This window comes from Bradyrhizobium sp. USDA3010, from assembly GCF_056429065.1.
This window is the reverse complement of record NZ_JBWJZD010000006.1, coordinates 263154-277803: the sequence shown is the minus strand read 5'-3', so window position 1 is coordinate 277803 and position 14650 is coordinate 263154. Positions and strand designations below refer to the sequence as shown.

Sequence of the window (14650 nt, the reverse complement as noted above, 5' to 3'; positions counted from 1 at the left end):
CACCCTCCCCTGGAAGGCCCCTGGAGGGGGAGGGTCGGCTCACATGAAGCGAAGTGGAATGTGAGACGGGGTGGGGTGACGGTCTTTCCACCCGGACAGCGCCCGTGTGGAGAGATCACCCCACCTCGCCGCGCATTTTTCATGCGCGTCGATCCTCCCCCTCCAGGGGAGGATGACAGCGGAGCCTCACAACACCTGATGCACGTCGATCACGACGCGGTCGGCGTGGCGGGCGGCGGAGCCGATGAAGATGTGCTCCATCAGCCAGCGGTACTTTTCGGCGCCGGTTTCGAATTTCGGCACGGTGCGGAAGTAGATCAGCTTCGGGTCGACCGGTTCGCCGCGCTTCAGTTTCTCGAGCAGATCGACCGGCCCGAAGCGGATGCCCTTGTTCTCGACATAGACGACGGCGCCGTCGTCGGTCTCGAAGGCATATTTTGCCTCCAGCTCGATCAGCTCGCTGGGCCGGACGATCTGGAAGTCGGCGCCGAACGGCAGCACCTTGCCGTTGACGGCCTCGCCCCTCACCTCGCCGCCGATGATCGGAATGATGCGGCGGACGCCGGTGCCGATGTCGCCGGCGGACGTCTCCTCCGCGATCCGGGCGGTGATGGTGAAGACGTATCTGGTCTGAAGCTCAGGCACCATGGAGAACCTATTTATTGAGGCATGATCCTTTTCGGAAAACCGGGTCCCACTTTTCCGGGATCATGCCTAACCTATCATGCGCTGCGGCAACCAGGTCGCGAGCAGCGGGAACAGGATCAGGATCACCAGCCGGATCAGATCGGTGATCACGAACGGCAGCACGCCGACAAAGATCGTCGACATGTTGACGTCCTTGATCACGCTCTTGATCACGAACACGTTCATGCCGACCGGCGGATGGATCAGGCCGAGCTCCACCGTCATGACGATGATGATGCCGAACCAGATCGGATCGAAGCCGAGCGCGGTCACGACGGGAAACACGATCGGCACGGTGAGGATCACCATCGCCATCGCGTCCATCAGGCAGCCGAGCACCAGATACATCAGGAGGATCAGCGCCAGCACGCCGTAAGGGCCGATGCCGAGCCCTGTGAGGAATTCAGTGACGTTCTGCGGCGTCTGGGTGATGGTGAGGAAATAGCCGAAGCAGAGCGCGCCGATCAGCACCGTGAACACCGCCGCCGCGGTGCGCGTCGCCTGCAGCAGCGATTGCAGGATGCCGTCTTTGGTCAGCTTGCCTCTGAGGATGCCGATGATGAAGGCACCGACCGCGCCGACCGCGCCCGCTTCGGTCGGGACGAAGAAGCCGCCATAGAGGCCGCCGATCACGAACAGGAACAGCAGCAGCGGCGACCAGACGTCGCGCATCGCCATGGCGCGCTCGTGCCACGACGCCTTCTTGCCTGCCGGCAGGAAGCCCGGCCGCGTCACCCCGATGATGCCGATCGTGATCATGTGCATCGCGATCGCGAGCAGGCCCGGCACCACGCCGGCGATGAACAGCTTGCCGATATCCTGCTGGGTGATGATGCCGTACACCGCGAGCACCGTGGATGGCGGCAGCATCGCCCCGAGCGTGCCGCCGACCGCGATCACGCCGGTCGAGAACGATTGCGGATAGCCGAAGCGGCGCATCTCGGGATAGGCCACCGCCGAGAAGGTCGCGGCGGTCGCAACCGACGAGCCCGAGATCGCGGCAAAGCCGCCGCAGGCGGCGATGGTCGCAATGCCGAGCCCGCCCTTCCAGTGGCCGACGAAGGTGTTGGCGGCGCGGAACAGCTCGCGGCTGATGCCGGAGACGGACACGAAGGCGCCCATCAGCAGGAACATCGGGATCACGCCGAAGGAATAATCCGTCACCGTGCGCATCGTGGTCTGGCCGACCAGCTTCAGCGCCGGAGCGAAGCCGGTGAGATAGCCGAAGCCGGTGATGCCGACGAGGCCCATCGCCATGCCGACGGGCACACGCAACAGCATCAGCGCGAACAGGCAGACGAAGCCGATGACGGCGACGGCCTCGGGACTCAAATCGAGACTCATGGCCGTCTACTCCGCGGTCTTGATCTTGGCATCATGGATATCTTCCGGATGGAAGATCAGGCGGTAGGTCCGGATCGCGATCAGCAAAACCGCCGAGACGTCGCCGAGCCACGACACCAGGAAGAACGGCCAGACCGGCACGCCGAGATCCATGGTGACGATGTGGCTGTTCCTGGTGTCGATCACCTTGTCGACCAGCGTATAGGTCTGCACCGTCACCACGAACAGCAGCACCAGCGTCGCGAAGATGTCGATCCAGCGCTGATAGCGCGGCGAGGCATTGGCCCAGACCAGATCCACGGTGATGTGGGTGCCGCGATAGCTCGTCGCCGCGATGCCCCAGAAGATCAGGATGCCGAGCAGGAACTGGCCGAAATTGTAGTAGTCGGGGATCGTCACCGCGAAGAACTTGCGCATGAACACCGCGGTGAAGGTGTTGAGCGCGACGACGCCGACGAAGAAGGCCGCCACCCATTCGATCGAATCGATGAAGCGGTCCATGAAATTCTTGCGCACCGGCTCGGGTGGACCGGTGATCGCGCCGTCCTGGGAAACTTCGGCAGATTGCGTCATGCGTTGCTTCGATGAGCTCCCTCGCCCCGCTCTTGCGGGGAGAGGGTTGGGGTGAGGGGCTGCTTCCACGAGTCGTGAAGGCGGTGAGACCTGTACCCCCTCACCCGGATCGCATCTGACGATGCGATCCGACCTCTCCCCGCAAGCGGGGCGAGGTGGAGGGGCAACGGGATCAGATCCCCGCCTCGTACTTCTTCAGCGTGGCCTGCAGATCGGCTTCGATCTTCTCCGCATCGCCGCCGGCCTTCTTCACGGCCTCGGCCCAGCTGTCGCGCAGCGGCTTGACCGCCTTCTTCCACTCGGCGAGTTGATCCGCCGTCAGCGGATAGACCTCGTGGCCCTGCAGCGCCTTCATCTTGGTGCGGCCGTTGGCTTCGAAATCGGTCCAGGGATCGGTGACCTTGGAGGCCCATTCCGGCGTGCAATGATCGTCGATCACCTTCTTCTGGGCGTCCGACATCGCATTATATTTGGCGAGGTTGATGTTGTAGGTGAACACCGTCGTGTAGAGCGGCACGTCCATGTGGTACTTCACCACCTTGTCGATGCCGAACAGGAAGATCGATCCCCAGGGGAAGGTGATCTCGTCGGCGACGCCGCGCTCGATCGCGTCGCGCGATTCCGGGGCGGAGGCCTGCACATTGGTGCCGCCGAACATCTTCACCATCTCGCCGATGGTGCTCTGCGCCGGTCGCACCTTCACGCCGGAGAGGTCGCTCGGCAGCAGGATCTTCTTCTTGCCGTGCAGCGCGCCCGGATCGTGAATGAAGGCGAAGCAGAGCTTGGTGTCCTTCATTTCGGTCGGCGCGTATTTGTGGTACCACTCGTTCAGCGCCAGCGTGCCCTTCTTGCCGTCCGAGAACACGAACGGGAGCTGGCCTGCGGCCGCGATCGGGAACCGGCCGGGCTGATAGCCGGGATTGACATAGGTGACGTCGGCGATGCCGTCGCGCGCCATGTCGTAATGGTCGAATGCCTTGCCGAGCTGCTCGGATGGAAACACGGTGACCTTGATGGTGCCGCCCGATGCCTTCTCGATATCGGCGGCCCAGGCCTGCGTCGCCGGCACCAGCGGATGCGCCGGCGGCACCCAGAGCGACACTTTGAGATTGACGGTCTTGTCCTGCGCCTGCGAAGGACCTGCGGCCGGCACGATGGCGGCGGCTGCCATCAGCAGCGCCAACAAACTCTTCCTCATCACCTCTCCTCCTCTCCAGGACGGGCTTCGTGCCCGGTCTCATTACTTAACATGTTATCTAATTCGCGCGGATATTCAAGATGAAATCCGCAGGGAGGACGCCTCGTCGCACCCGGCTCTTCCGGCATCTTGCGCTGCGGCGAACGCAGGTCCCGTGCAAATCCGCCTTGCCAAAACTGTTATATGATATAGTTGCCTTGGCAAGTTGATGGCGACCGCCCCGGCGCGGGCGCCTGCTGAAAGCCTATCCGATCGGGAGGAGCAGGTGTTGCGGACAAAAGTAGCAATCATAGGCGCAGGTCCGGCCGGACTGTTGCTTGGGCAACTACTTCATACTTTCGGCGTAGACAACGTCATTCTCGAGCGGCAGACCCCGGATTACGTGCTGGGGCGGATCCGCGCCGGCCTGCTCGAGGAAGGCACCGTGTCGCTGCTCGACAGCGTCGGCGCCGGCGCCCGGCTGCACCAGGAAGGCCTGGTTCATCACGGCGTCGAGCTGGCCTTCGGCGGCGCGCGGCACCGCATCGACATGCATGCGGCGACCGGCAAGACCGTGACCATCTACGGCCAGACCGAAGTCACGCTCGATCTGATGAACGCCCGCAAGGCGGCCGGCCTGACCACGGTCTACTCCGCCGCCGACGTCAAACCGCACGATTTCGACACCGACCATCCGCGCGTCACCTACGTCAAGGACGGCGTCACCCACGACATCGCCTGCGATTTCATCGCCGGCTGCGACGGCTTCCATGGCGTCAGCCGCGCCAGCGTGCCGGCGTCGGCGATCACCAGCTATGAACGGGTGTATCCGTTCGGCTGGCTCGGCATCCTCTCGGAGACGCCGCCAGTCTCGCCGGAGCTGATCTACAACAACCATGAGCGCGGCTTTGCGCTGTGCACGATGCGCTCGACCCATCGCAGCCGCTATTACGTGCAGTGCCCGCTCGACGATCATGTCGATCAATGGTCGGACGAGCGGTTCTGGGATGAGTTGAAGCGGCGCCTCGACCAGAAGGCCGCCGACGAAATCATCACCGGCCCCTCGATCGAAAAGAGCATCGCGCCCTTGCGCAGCTTCGTCGCCGAACCGATGCGGTTCGGCCGCATGTTCCTCGCCGGCGACGCCTCGCACATCGTGCCGCCGACCGGCGCCAAGGGGCTGAACCTTGCGGCCAGCGACGTGCATTATTTGTCGCAGGCGCTGCGCGAATATTACGACGAGAAATCCTCTGATGGCCTCGACTTCTATTCGGCCAAGGCGCTGGCGCGGGTCTGGAAGGCGGTGCGCTTCTCCTGGTGGATGACCTCGATGCTGCACAAATTCCCCGACGAGGGCGAATTCGCCGCGCGCATCCAGATCGCCGAGCTCGACTACCTCGTCAGCTCGAAGGCGGCGTCGACCTCGCTGTCGGAGAACTATGTGGGGCTGCCGTTCTAGCTAGGTCGCCGTTTTCCGTCGAGCAATCTCGCCGTCATGCCCTCAGCTGTCATACCCCGCGCATGCGGGGTATCCAGTCCGCCGTGGCCTCTCCGGACGATGACGGCGAGGGGTATGGCGACAGGCCGGACCCACTTTCAAACGCCCCTGCAAATCCCGTTTAAAACTTTGTAGGCGGTGAAACCGCGGTCGACATCGCGTTCAATGGCGTCAACGCCACGCCATACGCGAGCCAGAGATGACCCCCGATACGCAAGTCGCCCCCGACATTCCCCAAGACAACTCCCAAGACGTCCCCGAGGGCTTCGAGCCGCTGTTCCGCAAGAGCCCGCTCACCGAACCCTGGGAGCCGCTTTACCAGAAGAAAACCGAGCGGTCCGTCATCATCGGCCTGCGGCTGGCGAGGCCGCACACCAACGGCCGCGGCCTGATCCATGGCGGGCTGATCGCGGCACTCTCCGACAACGCGATGGGCTATAGCTGCGGCCAGGCGACCGGCTGGACCACATCATATGTCACGATCTCGCTCACGGTCGATTTCGTCGGCTCCGCCAATGTCGGGCAGTGGCTCGCAATCGAGAGCGATGTGATCAAGACCGGCAGCACGATCTGCTTCGCACAGAGCCTGATCAAGGCCGACGGCGTGACGATCGCGCGCGCCAGCGGCACATTCCGCGTGGTGCCGAAGAAGGCGCCAGTTAGCTAAGCGTCTCGCGCTAGCCGAAGTGCCAGTCGGTCATCTCGGTGACGAGATCGATGAAGGTCCGCACCTTGGCCGACAACAGCCGGGACGTCGGGTAGACGACATGGATCGGCACCGGCGGCTGCTCGAATTCGGCGAGCACGATCCTGAGCCGCCGCGCCTTCAGCGATTCGGCGGCCTGGTAGGCCATCACGCGCGTCAGTCCGCCGTCCTGCTCGGCGTACTGGATGGCAGCGTCCGAGCTATTGCTGGTGAAGCGTGGCGTCGGCGTGATGCGGATCTCCTGGCCATCCTCCATGAAGCGCCAATCCGGCGTCGCGGTCATGGCGCCGAACTGAATGGTGTCATGGGCGGTGAGGTCGGCCGGCCGCTTCGGCTCGCCGCGAAGCTTGAGATAGCCGGCCGAAGCCACCACGATGCGGCGCATCTGGCCGACATGCCGCGCCACCAGCGTCGAATCCGGCAGATGCCCGAGCCTGACCGCGAGGTCGACGCCGTCCTCGACCAGGTTGATCCGGCGATCCGACAGCCGCAGGTCGACGCCGACGTCGGGATAGCGTTTGAGATAGGCGGTCACGACCGGGCTGACATGGAGCCGCCCGAAGCCGAACGGCGCCGAGATCACCAAGCGGCCTTCGGGGCGGGTGCGCTCGCTCTCTACCGCGTCCTCGGCCTCCTCGACGTCGGCAAGGATCCGCCGCGCCCGCTCCAGGTAGCGCGAGCCGGCGTCGGTCAGCGTCACCTGCCGCGTGGTCCGCTGCAGCAGCCGCGCACCGAGCCGCTCCTCCAGCGCCGCGATCAGCCGCGTGATGGCGGACGGAGACAGGCCGAGCTTGCGGGCGGCGGGGGCAAACCCCTCGAGGTCCGCCACCGCGACGAAGGCCTGCATGGCGTCGATCCGGTCCATGGCACTATTGCATAATCGGCAACAGTGAAGTGTCAATGCACCAGATTGCCTACGATCCGGAAATACCCATCTTAGGGGCCGAGGACGGCCGCTTTGTCGCCCGTGGGCGGGAGGCTGAGATGTCAGAGGTTCGCAGCTATTCGAGCGATGTCGGGTTCACCCCGGCGGTGAAGGAAATCCAGACCCGCAAGGGGTCGCGCGGGACCTATGCCGAGGTCGAGGCCCGTGGCGGCTGGCAGACCGAGGTCGACGAGAACCTGGCGGCCTTCCTTGCCAACACCAACAGCTTCTATCTCGCCACCGCCTCGGCCGGCGGCCAGCCCTATATCCAGCACCGCGGCGGGCCGAAGGGCTTCATCAAGGTCCTCGACAAGCACACCATCGCCTTCGCCGACTACAGCGGCAACCGGCAATTCATCACCCAGGGCAATCTCTCCGAGAACCCGAAGGCCTACATCTTCGTGATGAATTACGCTTACCGGCAACGCGTGAAGATCTGGGGTGAGGCACGGGTCGTGGAAGACGACCCGGCGCTGACGCGGTCGCTGATGCCGCAGGGCTATCGCGCGCGGCCTGAGCAGGTGATCCTGTTCAAGGTCGCGGCGTGGGACACCAACTGCCCGCAGCACATCCCGCAGAAGTTCGACGCGGCCGATGTGGCAGCAGCGCTGGCCTCACGCGATCAGCGCATCGCCGAGCTCCAGGCAGAGCTCGCCGCGTTGAAGGGCGACCCCGCACCTGCTGCGCCAGCTTAGGCCGCCTGCTGCTGCAACGGCGCCCAGGCGAACTCCGGATAGTATTGCTGCATCATCCGGCCGACATAGGCGGTGAGATTGTCGAATTTCTCGGTGCGCTCGCGCAGCGGCGAATCAAAGAACGGCGTCAGGATTCCGGCCAGCGCGCCGAATGCGGTGGCATCGGTCCCGCACGGCGCATTGCCCATCAGATAGGGCTTGTCGCCGAGCTGCACCGACAGCGCAAACAGCGAGCGCATCGCGAGATCGACGTCCTCGTCGGGGCCGTGGCGGCCAAGCCCGCTCAACAGATAGTTCTCGGCGACGCGGAACTGGGCGTCCTCGCGCAGCTTGTCGCGCAGATGATCGGGCGCGCCGTCGAAGAAATGCGCGGGCCCCTTGGCGAAATTGGTGTCGTCGACCCAGCGCGCGCCGACCAGCGCCCAGTAGACGTGATGCTCGATCATGCGCTCGAAGGCCCAGGCCTGCGCCCGCGCCTGCAGGCTCAGCGGCGCGTCGAAATCGAAGCCGTATTTGCCCTCGATATGGGCTCGGATGAAGGTCGAATCGGCGATCGTCTCGCCGTCATCGGCGATGAACGGCAGCTGGCCCTTTGGGGAAGCCGGCGGCATCGCCTTCTCCTTCCGGTAGTCGAGCCCGGCCATCTTGAGCTGGACCTCGGTCTTGGTCACGAAGGGGCTGATTTCCGGCAAGCCGAAGCCCGTGCCAAAGCCAAAAAGCGTAATCATATGAAGCTCCCGATCGCCTGTGGTCGTGAATTGAAGCTAGCCGCCCCCTGCTGCCAGCATGGTGTCAGCAGTAGTGGCATTCACTGTCGAGCGGGCCTGCGGGCGCGAGGCGGCGAACCGCCTCACGAACGCGCTTGACCAGCCGTGCCCGCCCGTAGGACCAGGCTGCGGTGATCGATTGTGCGACCAGCGCGACCAGGGCCCAGCGCAGGTCGCCGGAGGTGGAGTAGACCGTGACCAATTGTTCCAGCGCAAAGCTCTGCGCCTGCCGGAAACCGAGTTCATCAAGATTCGTCATGGACAAATTCCCTTCACTTGAGGTGTTGTCCTGATATAGCCCCCACCTGCTGCCAACATGCTGTCAGCAGCAGTGCCAGGGGGCGCGAAAAACCGACGCGCCGAGAGACCGCGAGACCCGTCAAGACACTCGTCAAGACAGCTGCCAAAACACCGCTAAGACACCCGTCAAGAGAGCGACCAAGAGAATTTGCCATGAGACGCGCCGACCGGCTGTTTCAGATCATCCAGGTGCTCCGCCGCACCCGTAAGCCTTTGACCGCGGATGCAATCGCAGCCGAACTCGAGACATCGAAGCGGACCATCTATCGCGACATCGCCAGCCTGATCGAGCAGCGGGTGCCGATCCGCGGCGAGGCCGGCATGGGCTACATCCTGGAGAAGGGTTTTGACCTGCCGCCCTTGATGCTCACACCCGACGAGATCGAGGCCTGCGTGCTCGGCGCGCAATGGGTGGTCGGTCACGCCGATCCGGCGCTGGCGCGCGCGGCCGAGGACCTGATGGCCAAGATCGCCGAGACCGTGCCCGACCGGCTGCGGCCGTTCGTGCTGGAGCCGGCGAGCCGAGCCCGCTCCGCCTGGAACCGGGAGCCCGACCGCATCGACATGGTCAGGACCCGCAGCCAGATCCACGAAGGCAAGAAGATCACGCTCAACTATCGCGACGAGCATGGTCGCGATAGCGAGCGCACGATCTGGCCGATCGCGGTCGGCTATCACGAAGCGGTGCGGCTGCTCGCCGCCTGGTGCGAGCTGCGCAAGGATTTCCGCAGCTTCCGCACCGACCGCGTGGTCACCGCTGTTTATCACGACGAGAAATATCCGGAGCGGCGCGACCTGCTCAGGGCGCGCTGGCGGCGCAGCCTGGTGTGGGAAGCACCGAGGGACACCTGATGACCGGCAACGCGATCGACGCGGCGGACGCGAGCCCCTGCCAGTCCTGCGGCGCCTGCTGCAGCTATTCGGAGAACTGGCCGCGCTTCACCGTGGAAGACGACGCGCAGCTCGATCTGATCCCAGCGCAATTCGTCAACGCGCGACAGTCGGGGATGCGCTGCGAGGGCGACCGCTGCTCGGCGCTGTCGGGCCGGGTCGGAGAGGCCACGCGCTGCGAGGTCTATGCGGTGCGGCCTGAGGTGTGCCGCACCTGCTTGCCGGGCGACGCGGAATGCGCAATGGCGCGGCGCCGCCACGGGCTGCCGCTCATCCCCAGCGCGCAGCCGGATTGAGTGCTGCTTAAGCCGTCACAGTCACCGTCTCGCTGACGTCCTCGTCGTCGAGCTCGTCGTCGACAACAGGCGCGAAGCTCGACAGCGGCTTGGTCGACAGCGTGATCGGCTTGCGGCCGCCATGCGACACGGTCGCAGCGCGAGCCGGCTCACGCGACAATGCGTACAGCGTCGACCCGACGCGGCCGCCGGAATTGACCAGCTCCCACTCGCTGCAGCTCGACGCAATCGCGAGTGCGAGTGCATGCAGATGGCTGCGGCGATAGCAGAACAGCGCGAGCATCGCCCTGACGTCGGGCGCGACATTGGCAACCAGCAGCGAAAGCCCGTTCGGACTGGCGCGGTACATCTGGCCGAGCAGGTCGTCCGCAACTGGGCAGGCATCGTTCTCGAACGCGTCGCGGCTTGAAAACATTTGCAAATCCCCCTCGATCGGGAAGATGCCGCGCAATCCTCTAACGAAAGGTTAACCACGGCCTGCGGTCGCCTCCGGGGGCCCTTGCCCGTTGCACGCGAATCACATCCGCCCGTAGCAAGCCGCAGGGTCGTGGTGAGGGACAGGACGTGGGACGCGGCGTCCGCGCGCCGCTTAGTTCGCGGCCATGTAGATCGACAGCGCGAATCCGGTGAGGTGGTGCAGCGCCTGGTCGACCCCGATCAGGGTCCAGAACCAGGGATGGCCGGACTCCAGCGTCACGCCGAAATGCGAGGCGCAGATGCCCTTGCAGCGATCGACGATGATGTGGATCACGAAGTCGACGAAGGCGACGTACCAGAACCGCGGCGCCACCACCAGGATCAGCGCCAGCGCGACCGCGAGATGGACCAGGCAATGCGCGAGCAGCGGCATGGCCCAGCCGGTCTTCTGATCCTTGCCGATCGCCATCCAGGCGTTCTGCAGCATGAAGTCAGCGATGATGTGCTTGGCGGTGAGAAGCAACATCCATCCCACCAGGGCACCAACCGACACCGACGATGACATGGAAGGAAACAACAAGCTGACGCCCTTTTACTTCGATGAATGTGATTGCAAGAAATCCGGGTCAGGCCGTCAGCACAATTCCGCAAAGCGGAGCTTGTGTCATTTATGACATCTCCGGCGGCGGAATGCACCTGCGGTCCCCCGAAAATCACATCTGGGTTCGGCCGTCGATAGTGGCGATGGTCATGTGGCATCGCGGCGCAGGCGAACCGGGATTAAGGTTACGGCGGGTGGCCGGTTTGCATTCCCGCCGGGGAGGTATACCGTCGGCGGCACAGGAAATTTTCTTTCTTTTATAGTCATTTACGGATTCGCCGGGCAGCGCCGCGCCGTTGCGGCAACGGGCCGTCCCGGATGGGTGATGAGCCAGGTGATCAGCCATGAGTGCCGAAGCCTCCGCGCCTTCGCCGGTGCCGCCGCGACCACGCCCTCCGGTCGCCAAGAGCAACCGCGCGCAGATCATCATCTTCACCATGCTGACGCTGTTCTTGAGCGCGATCACCGTGATCGGCGGCCGCCTCTGGCTGCGCAATTCGGAAACGCTGGTGTTTGCGGTCGGCGATGCCAAGGGCCCGGAGGCCAAGTTCGCCGCCCGCCTCGCCACCGTGCTGAAGAACAATTCGTCGCGGCTGCGGCTGAAGATCGCGCCGAACCCCGACAACCCCAAGGCGCTGGTGCAGTTCGATCGCCGCGCCGCAACGCTCACGATCCTGCGCACCGATGCAAAGGTGCCGCCCCGCGCCCGCGCCATCGCGATCCTCGAGCATGACGTGGTACTGGTGCTGAGCCCCGGCGGCAGGAAGATCAAGTCGCTGACCGAACTGAAGAGGAGAAAGATCGCAGTCGTCGGCGACGGCGAGAACAGCGTCAATTTCGTCCGCAGCGCGCTCGAGATTTCCGACAGCCCGGATGCGGCGCAGCGGGTGCAGCAGGCGCCGCCGAACACGCCGCTCGACAAACTGTTCGCCTCCGGCTTTGCCGCCGTGGTCGTGATCGAGCATGCCTCGAAGATCATCAAGGACAAGACCTACGAGCAATATGCCAAGCGCGCCGGCGGCTTCACCTTGAACGCGATCGACGAAGCCAAGGCGCTGGCGCGCAAATATCCGGCGATCTCGGAGGAGACGGTCTCGACCGGCATGCTGTCGTCCTCGCCGGCGATCCCCGACGACGACGTCGACACCATCGGGCTGGAATGGTTGCTGGTCGCGCAATCCTCGATGTCCACGACCACGGCGGCCGAACTCGCGCGCATCGTCTATGAGAACAAGTCCGAGCTCGCGCTCGACGACGGCTTCGCCTCCAGGATCGAGCCGGCGGCGACCGACAAGGACGCCTTCATCGTCGCCCATCAGGGCGCGGCCGAATACATCAACGACGATACCAAATCGTTCATGGATCGCTACAGCGACGTGATGTATCTCGGCGCCGCCGCGCTCAGCATCATCGGCTCGATCTTCGCTGGGATCTACACCAAGATCACCCGCGTCGCGCCGGAGAAGGCCAGCGAACTGGCGGGCCGGATCCTCGACATCGGCGAGCGCGTCGAGCACACCACCTGCGCCGAACATCTCGACGAATTGCAGGACGAGCTCGAGGCGATCCTGCGCGGCGCGGTGATCGGCCTGCGCGACGGCACCGTTTCCGGCGACGGCCTTGACACGTTCAAGCTCGGCTACGAACTGGTCCGCGACGAGATCGCGCTGCGCCGCGACCATCTCAAGCGCCACCCGCCGGCAGTCGATGACAATCTCGTGGTGGTGAAGACCGCGAACGGGTGAAGGCGGTTGCGCCACATACACGCCCGTCCCTGCGGTCGCGCCAAATCCACTGCTTTCGTCCTGACGAAGGCCAGGACCCAGTACCACCGCTTTCGGTGCTGAACGGGATCGCGGCCCCAGCGCCGCGCAACAATTGGGAATTGGGGTAATGGGTCCTGGCTTTCGCCAGGACGACACTGCGTCTGTTGAACAAGCCGTGATTCACTCTCTGCAAACTCGCGACGTGAATCATGCGAGGCGTGACTCTCATTCTCTTTCGAACAGAGGGCGCACGACGACGTCACTGGAAAAGCATCTCGCTCGAATGCAGCTTGGCTGCTGCGACTACTGCTGCCGACCGCTTTCGGCCTTGTTGGCGGCCTTCAATTTTTCCCGGATGTAGTCGGCGATATCGCCAACCTCGTCCCGCATGGCCGCCTCCGTGATGCCCTGCCCTCCGGCGCCGGCAATGAGCCGTCGCACCAATTCCTCGACGTCCTGCGTCGCGCCCGGCGTTCCAAACTGCTCGGCTGCGTGGACGCTATTCTCCACCCAAAAGTCGATATATTCGCGCGCTGTTTCGGTCATCTGCTCCCCAGCCTTACGCCGGATGAAGTTGACGCTTCCCTGGCGCGTTTGCCAATGGGAATTTTGGCACGGCCTCCGGTGGCGGCCCGATCACCCCGCCGCGGCGTCGGTCATCCCGACCGCATCGAGCTGCCGCCCCTCATGGTCCATATGCAGATAGTTCGGGTTGAACAGCCCTGCCCGCATCAGCCGATCGAGATTGGGGACAGCCAGGGTCTTTCCCTTGAGCACGATCAGGCCGTCGGCGCGCAGCTCCTGCAAGGTTCTGTTGACGTGGACCTTGGAGAGCCCGGTGGCGTCGGCGAGATCACCCTGGGTCAGCGGGAAGTCGCAGCTGTTGCCCTGGGTCAGACCGGCCAGCCGCAAACGAAGCCAGATCTCGCAGAGCAGATGGGCCATCCGCTCGAGCGCCGTGCGCTGGCCGAGGCTCATGGTCCATTCGCGCTGGATCGCCGCGTTGACCAGGGTTTCCCACCAGAACGCGGTGACGATGCGCGGATGTTCGGCTGCGACCTTGTCGAAGAATTCGCGGGAGAGGTCGGCGATCGACACCGCGGTGATGGTGCCGATCGAATGATCCATCTCGCGCAGGATGAAGACGTTCACGTCGCAGATATCGCCGGGCAGGAAGAACGCCACCACCTGGCGCCGGCCGTCCTCGAGCTGCTTGTAGCGGTAGGCCCAGCCGGACAGGATCAAGTGGACGTCCTTCGGCTTCTCGCCCTCACGGATGATATCGACGCGCGGCCCGAAGTGCCGGATGCGCTCGGTCGAGGCGCGATTGAGGATGGCATGGTCTGCCAGCGAAAGCCGTACGAACTGCTCCAATTTCCGGACTAGCGACGCCAACGACATTGGTCTCCCCGGATATCTAATCGAGTAACCGCCGGGCCGATTTCAACAACGTATGTTACATTGCACAGCTATTGACGTATGTTCACTAGTGTACAGACGCCAGAAGCCGTAACGGCTACGTCCTCAGGCGTCGTACAACTCAGCACCGAGGGCCCCCGCCCCTTTAAGCGCGGGACCCTCGGGGATTCGTCGCCGCTCAGACGAACGGCACGCCGTAGTAATCATTCACTGCGCGTGTGGTGCCGATATCGGCCCAATTCCAGTCTCGCTCGCTGCCGTATTTCGGCGCGCCGCGCAGCTGGCTCTCGGTCACGCCGGTGACATAACCGCCCAGCCTGGTGTCGTATTTGAGCGACTGCCAGGGCAGCGGATAATGGTCGTTGCCGAGCCCGAGGATACCGCCGAAGCCGAGCACGGCGTAGGACACCCGTCCGCTGTGCTTGTCGATCATCACGCGTTCGATCGAGCCGATCTTGCGCTCGTCCGATCCATAGACCGCGGTGCCCTCGACCTTGTCGCTGCCGATCAGGTTTCCGACCTCTTTCTCGTCGATTGCCATGTCAGTTCTCCATTGATGTCCCAAGGCTGTCTCGCAAGGCCAACGAC

Annotated in this window: 18 protein-coding genes; 6 read left to right on the top strand and 12 right to left on the bottom strand. The window is 64.1% G+C overall.

Features of this window, described 5'->3' with window-relative positions:
• Nucleotides 1-186 precede the first annotated feature (186 nt).
• From AC066Y_RS12975 to AC066Y_RS12960, 4 genes are all read right to left on the bottom strand, one after another.
• Nucleotides 187-648 (bottom strand): DUF3237 domain-containing protein, encoded by a 462-nt coding sequence (locus AC066Y_RS12975; protein ID WP_478274200.1) that lies wholly within the window; start codon nt 646-648, stop codon nt 187-189.
• 66 nt (nt 649-714) lie between these two features.
• Nucleotides 715-2019, bottom strand: a complete 1305-nt coding sequence (locus AC066Y_RS12970) for a TRAP transporter large permease (RefSeq protein WP_420971961.1) — start codon at nt 2017-2019, stop codon at nt 715-717.
• Nucleotides 2020-2037: 18 nt separating this feature from the next.
• Nucleotides 2038-2547 carry a TRAP transporter small permease gene (locus AC066Y_RS12965; protein WP_478274240.1) on the bottom strand — a complete coding sequence of 170 codons (510 nt, stop codon included), beginning with the start codon at nt 2545-2547 and terminating at the stop codon, nt 2038-2040.
• A gap of 229 nt (nt 2548-2776) precedes the next feature.
• A complete protein-coding gene (locus tag AC066Y_RS12960) occupies nt 2777-3802 on the bottom strand; it encodes a TRAP transporter substrate-binding protein (protein WP_176528734.1) in 1026 nt (341 codons plus the stop codon).
• 268 nt (nt 3803-4070) lie between these two features.
• Between AC066Y_RS12960 and pobA the strand changes: the two genes are divergently transcribed.
• Together pobA and AC066Y_RS12950 are read left to right on the top strand one after the other, a co-directional pair.
• A complete protein-coding gene (gene pobA / locus AC066Y_RS12955) occupies nt 4071-5240 on the top strand; it encodes a 4-hydroxybenzoate 3-monooxygenase (RefSeq protein WP_478274199.1) in 1170 nt (389 codons plus the stop codon).
• Nucleotides 5241-5478: 238 nt separating this feature from the next.
• Complete coding sequence (locus tag AC066Y_RS12950) at nt 5479-5946, top strand: PaaI family thioesterase (RefSeq protein WP_478274198.1); 468 nt, start codon at nt 5479-5481, stop codon at nt 5944-5946.
• A gap of 10 nt (nt 5947-5956) precedes the next feature.
• On the opposite strand, the gene AC066Y_RS12945 is transcribed toward AC066Y_RS12950, so the two are convergent.
• Nucleotides 5957-6850, bottom strand: coding sequence for a LysR family transcriptional regulator (locus AC066Y_RS12945; protein ID WP_478274197.1), 894 nt, complete (start codon nt 6848-6850; stop codon nt 5957-5959).
• A 119-nt stretch (nt 6851-6969) separates the two neighbouring features.
• Here AC066Y_RS12945 and AC066Y_RS12940 point away from each other — a divergent pair, with 119 nt between their 5' ends.
• The gene (locus AC066Y_RS12940) at nt 6970-7605 is read left to right on the top strand and encodes a pyridoxamine 5'-phosphate oxidase family protein (protein WP_478274196.1); all 636 of its coding nucleotides are present in this window, start codon (nt 6970-6972) and stop codon (nt 7603-7605) included.
• Here AC066Y_RS12940 and AC066Y_RS12935 read toward each other — a convergent pair.
• Both AC066Y_RS12935 and AC066Y_RS12930 read right to left on the bottom strand, forming a co-directional pair.
• On the bottom strand, nt 7602-8333 hold the full coding sequence (locus AC066Y_RS12935) for a glutathione S-transferase family protein (protein WP_478274195.1): 732 nt from the start codon (nt 8331-8333) through the stop codon (nt 7602-7604). The genes AC066Y_RS12940 and AC066Y_RS12935 overlap by 4 nt on opposite strands.
• Before the next feature lie 64 nt (nt 8334-8397).
• Entirely contained in the window at nt 8398-8631 is a 234-nt protein-coding gene (locus tag AC066Y_RS12930; protein WP_478274194.1) for a hypothetical protein, read from the bottom strand.
• A 194-nt stretch (nt 8632-8825) separates the two neighbouring features.
• Here AC066Y_RS12930 and AC066Y_RS12925 point away from each other — a divergent pair, with 194 nt between their 5' ends.
• Together AC066Y_RS12925 and AC066Y_RS12920 are read left to right on the top strand one after the other, a co-directional pair.
• Nucleotides 8826-9524 (top strand): helix-turn-helix transcriptional regulator, encoded by a 699-nt coding sequence (locus tag AC066Y_RS12925; RefSeq protein ID WP_028336549.1) that lies wholly within the window; start codon nt 8826-8828, stop codon nt 9522-9524.
• Complete coding sequence (locus tag AC066Y_RS12920; RefSeq protein WP_478274193.1) at nt 9524-9859, top strand: YkgJ family cysteine cluster protein; 336 nt, start codon at nt 9524-9526, stop codon at nt 9857-9859. Before AC066Y_RS12925 ends, AC066Y_RS12920 begins: the two co-directional genes overlap by 1 nt.
• Before the next feature lie 7 nt (nt 9860-9866).
• On the opposite strand, the gene AC066Y_RS12915 is transcribed toward AC066Y_RS12920, so the two are convergent.
• Both AC066Y_RS12915 and AC066Y_RS12910 read right to left on the bottom strand, forming a co-directional pair.
• Nucleotides 9867-10274 (bottom strand): hypothetical protein, encoded by a 408-nt coding sequence (locus AC066Y_RS12915; protein WP_478274192.1) that lies wholly within the window; start codon nt 10272-10274, stop codon nt 9867-9869.
• A 174-nt stretch (nt 10275-10448) separates the two neighbouring features.
• Nucleotides 10449-10802, bottom strand: a complete 354-nt coding sequence (locus tag AC066Y_RS12910) for a DUF3307 domain-containing protein (protein ID WP_083991990.1) — start codon at nt 10800-10802, stop codon at nt 10449-10451.
• A 419-nt stretch (nt 10803-11221) separates the two neighbouring features.
• On the opposite strand from AC066Y_RS12910, the gene AC066Y_RS12905 reads away from it, so the two are divergent.
• A complete protein-coding gene (locus tag AC066Y_RS12905) occupies nt 11222-12622 on the top strand; it encodes a TAXI family TRAP transporter solute-binding subunit (RefSeq protein ID WP_478274191.1) in 1401 nt (466 codons plus the stop codon).
• A 324-nt stretch (nt 12623-12946) separates the two neighbouring features.
• Here the strand turns inward: AC066Y_RS12905 and AC066Y_RS12900 are convergent, their stop codons facing one another.
• From AC066Y_RS12900 to AC066Y_RS12890, 3 genes are all read right to left on the bottom strand, one after another.
• Nucleotides 12947-13189, bottom strand: coding sequence for a hypothetical protein (locus AC066Y_RS12900; RefSeq protein WP_478274190.1), 243 nt, complete (start codon nt 13187-13189; stop codon nt 12947-12949).
• 90 nt (nt 13190-13279) lie between these two features.
• Nucleotides 13280-14038 carry a Crp/Fnr family transcriptional regulator gene (locus AC066Y_RS12895; RefSeq protein WP_478274189.1) on the bottom strand — a complete coding sequence of 253 codons (759 nt, stop codon included), beginning with the start codon at nt 14036-14038 and terminating at the stop codon, nt 13280-13282.
• A 202-nt stretch (nt 14039-14240) separates the two neighbouring features.
• Entirely contained in the window at nt 14241-14603 is a 363-nt protein-coding gene (locus tag AC066Y_RS12890; RefSeq protein ID WP_478274188.1) for a PRC-barrel domain-containing protein, read from the bottom strand.
• Between the last annotated feature and the right edge of the window lie 47 nt (nt 14604-14650).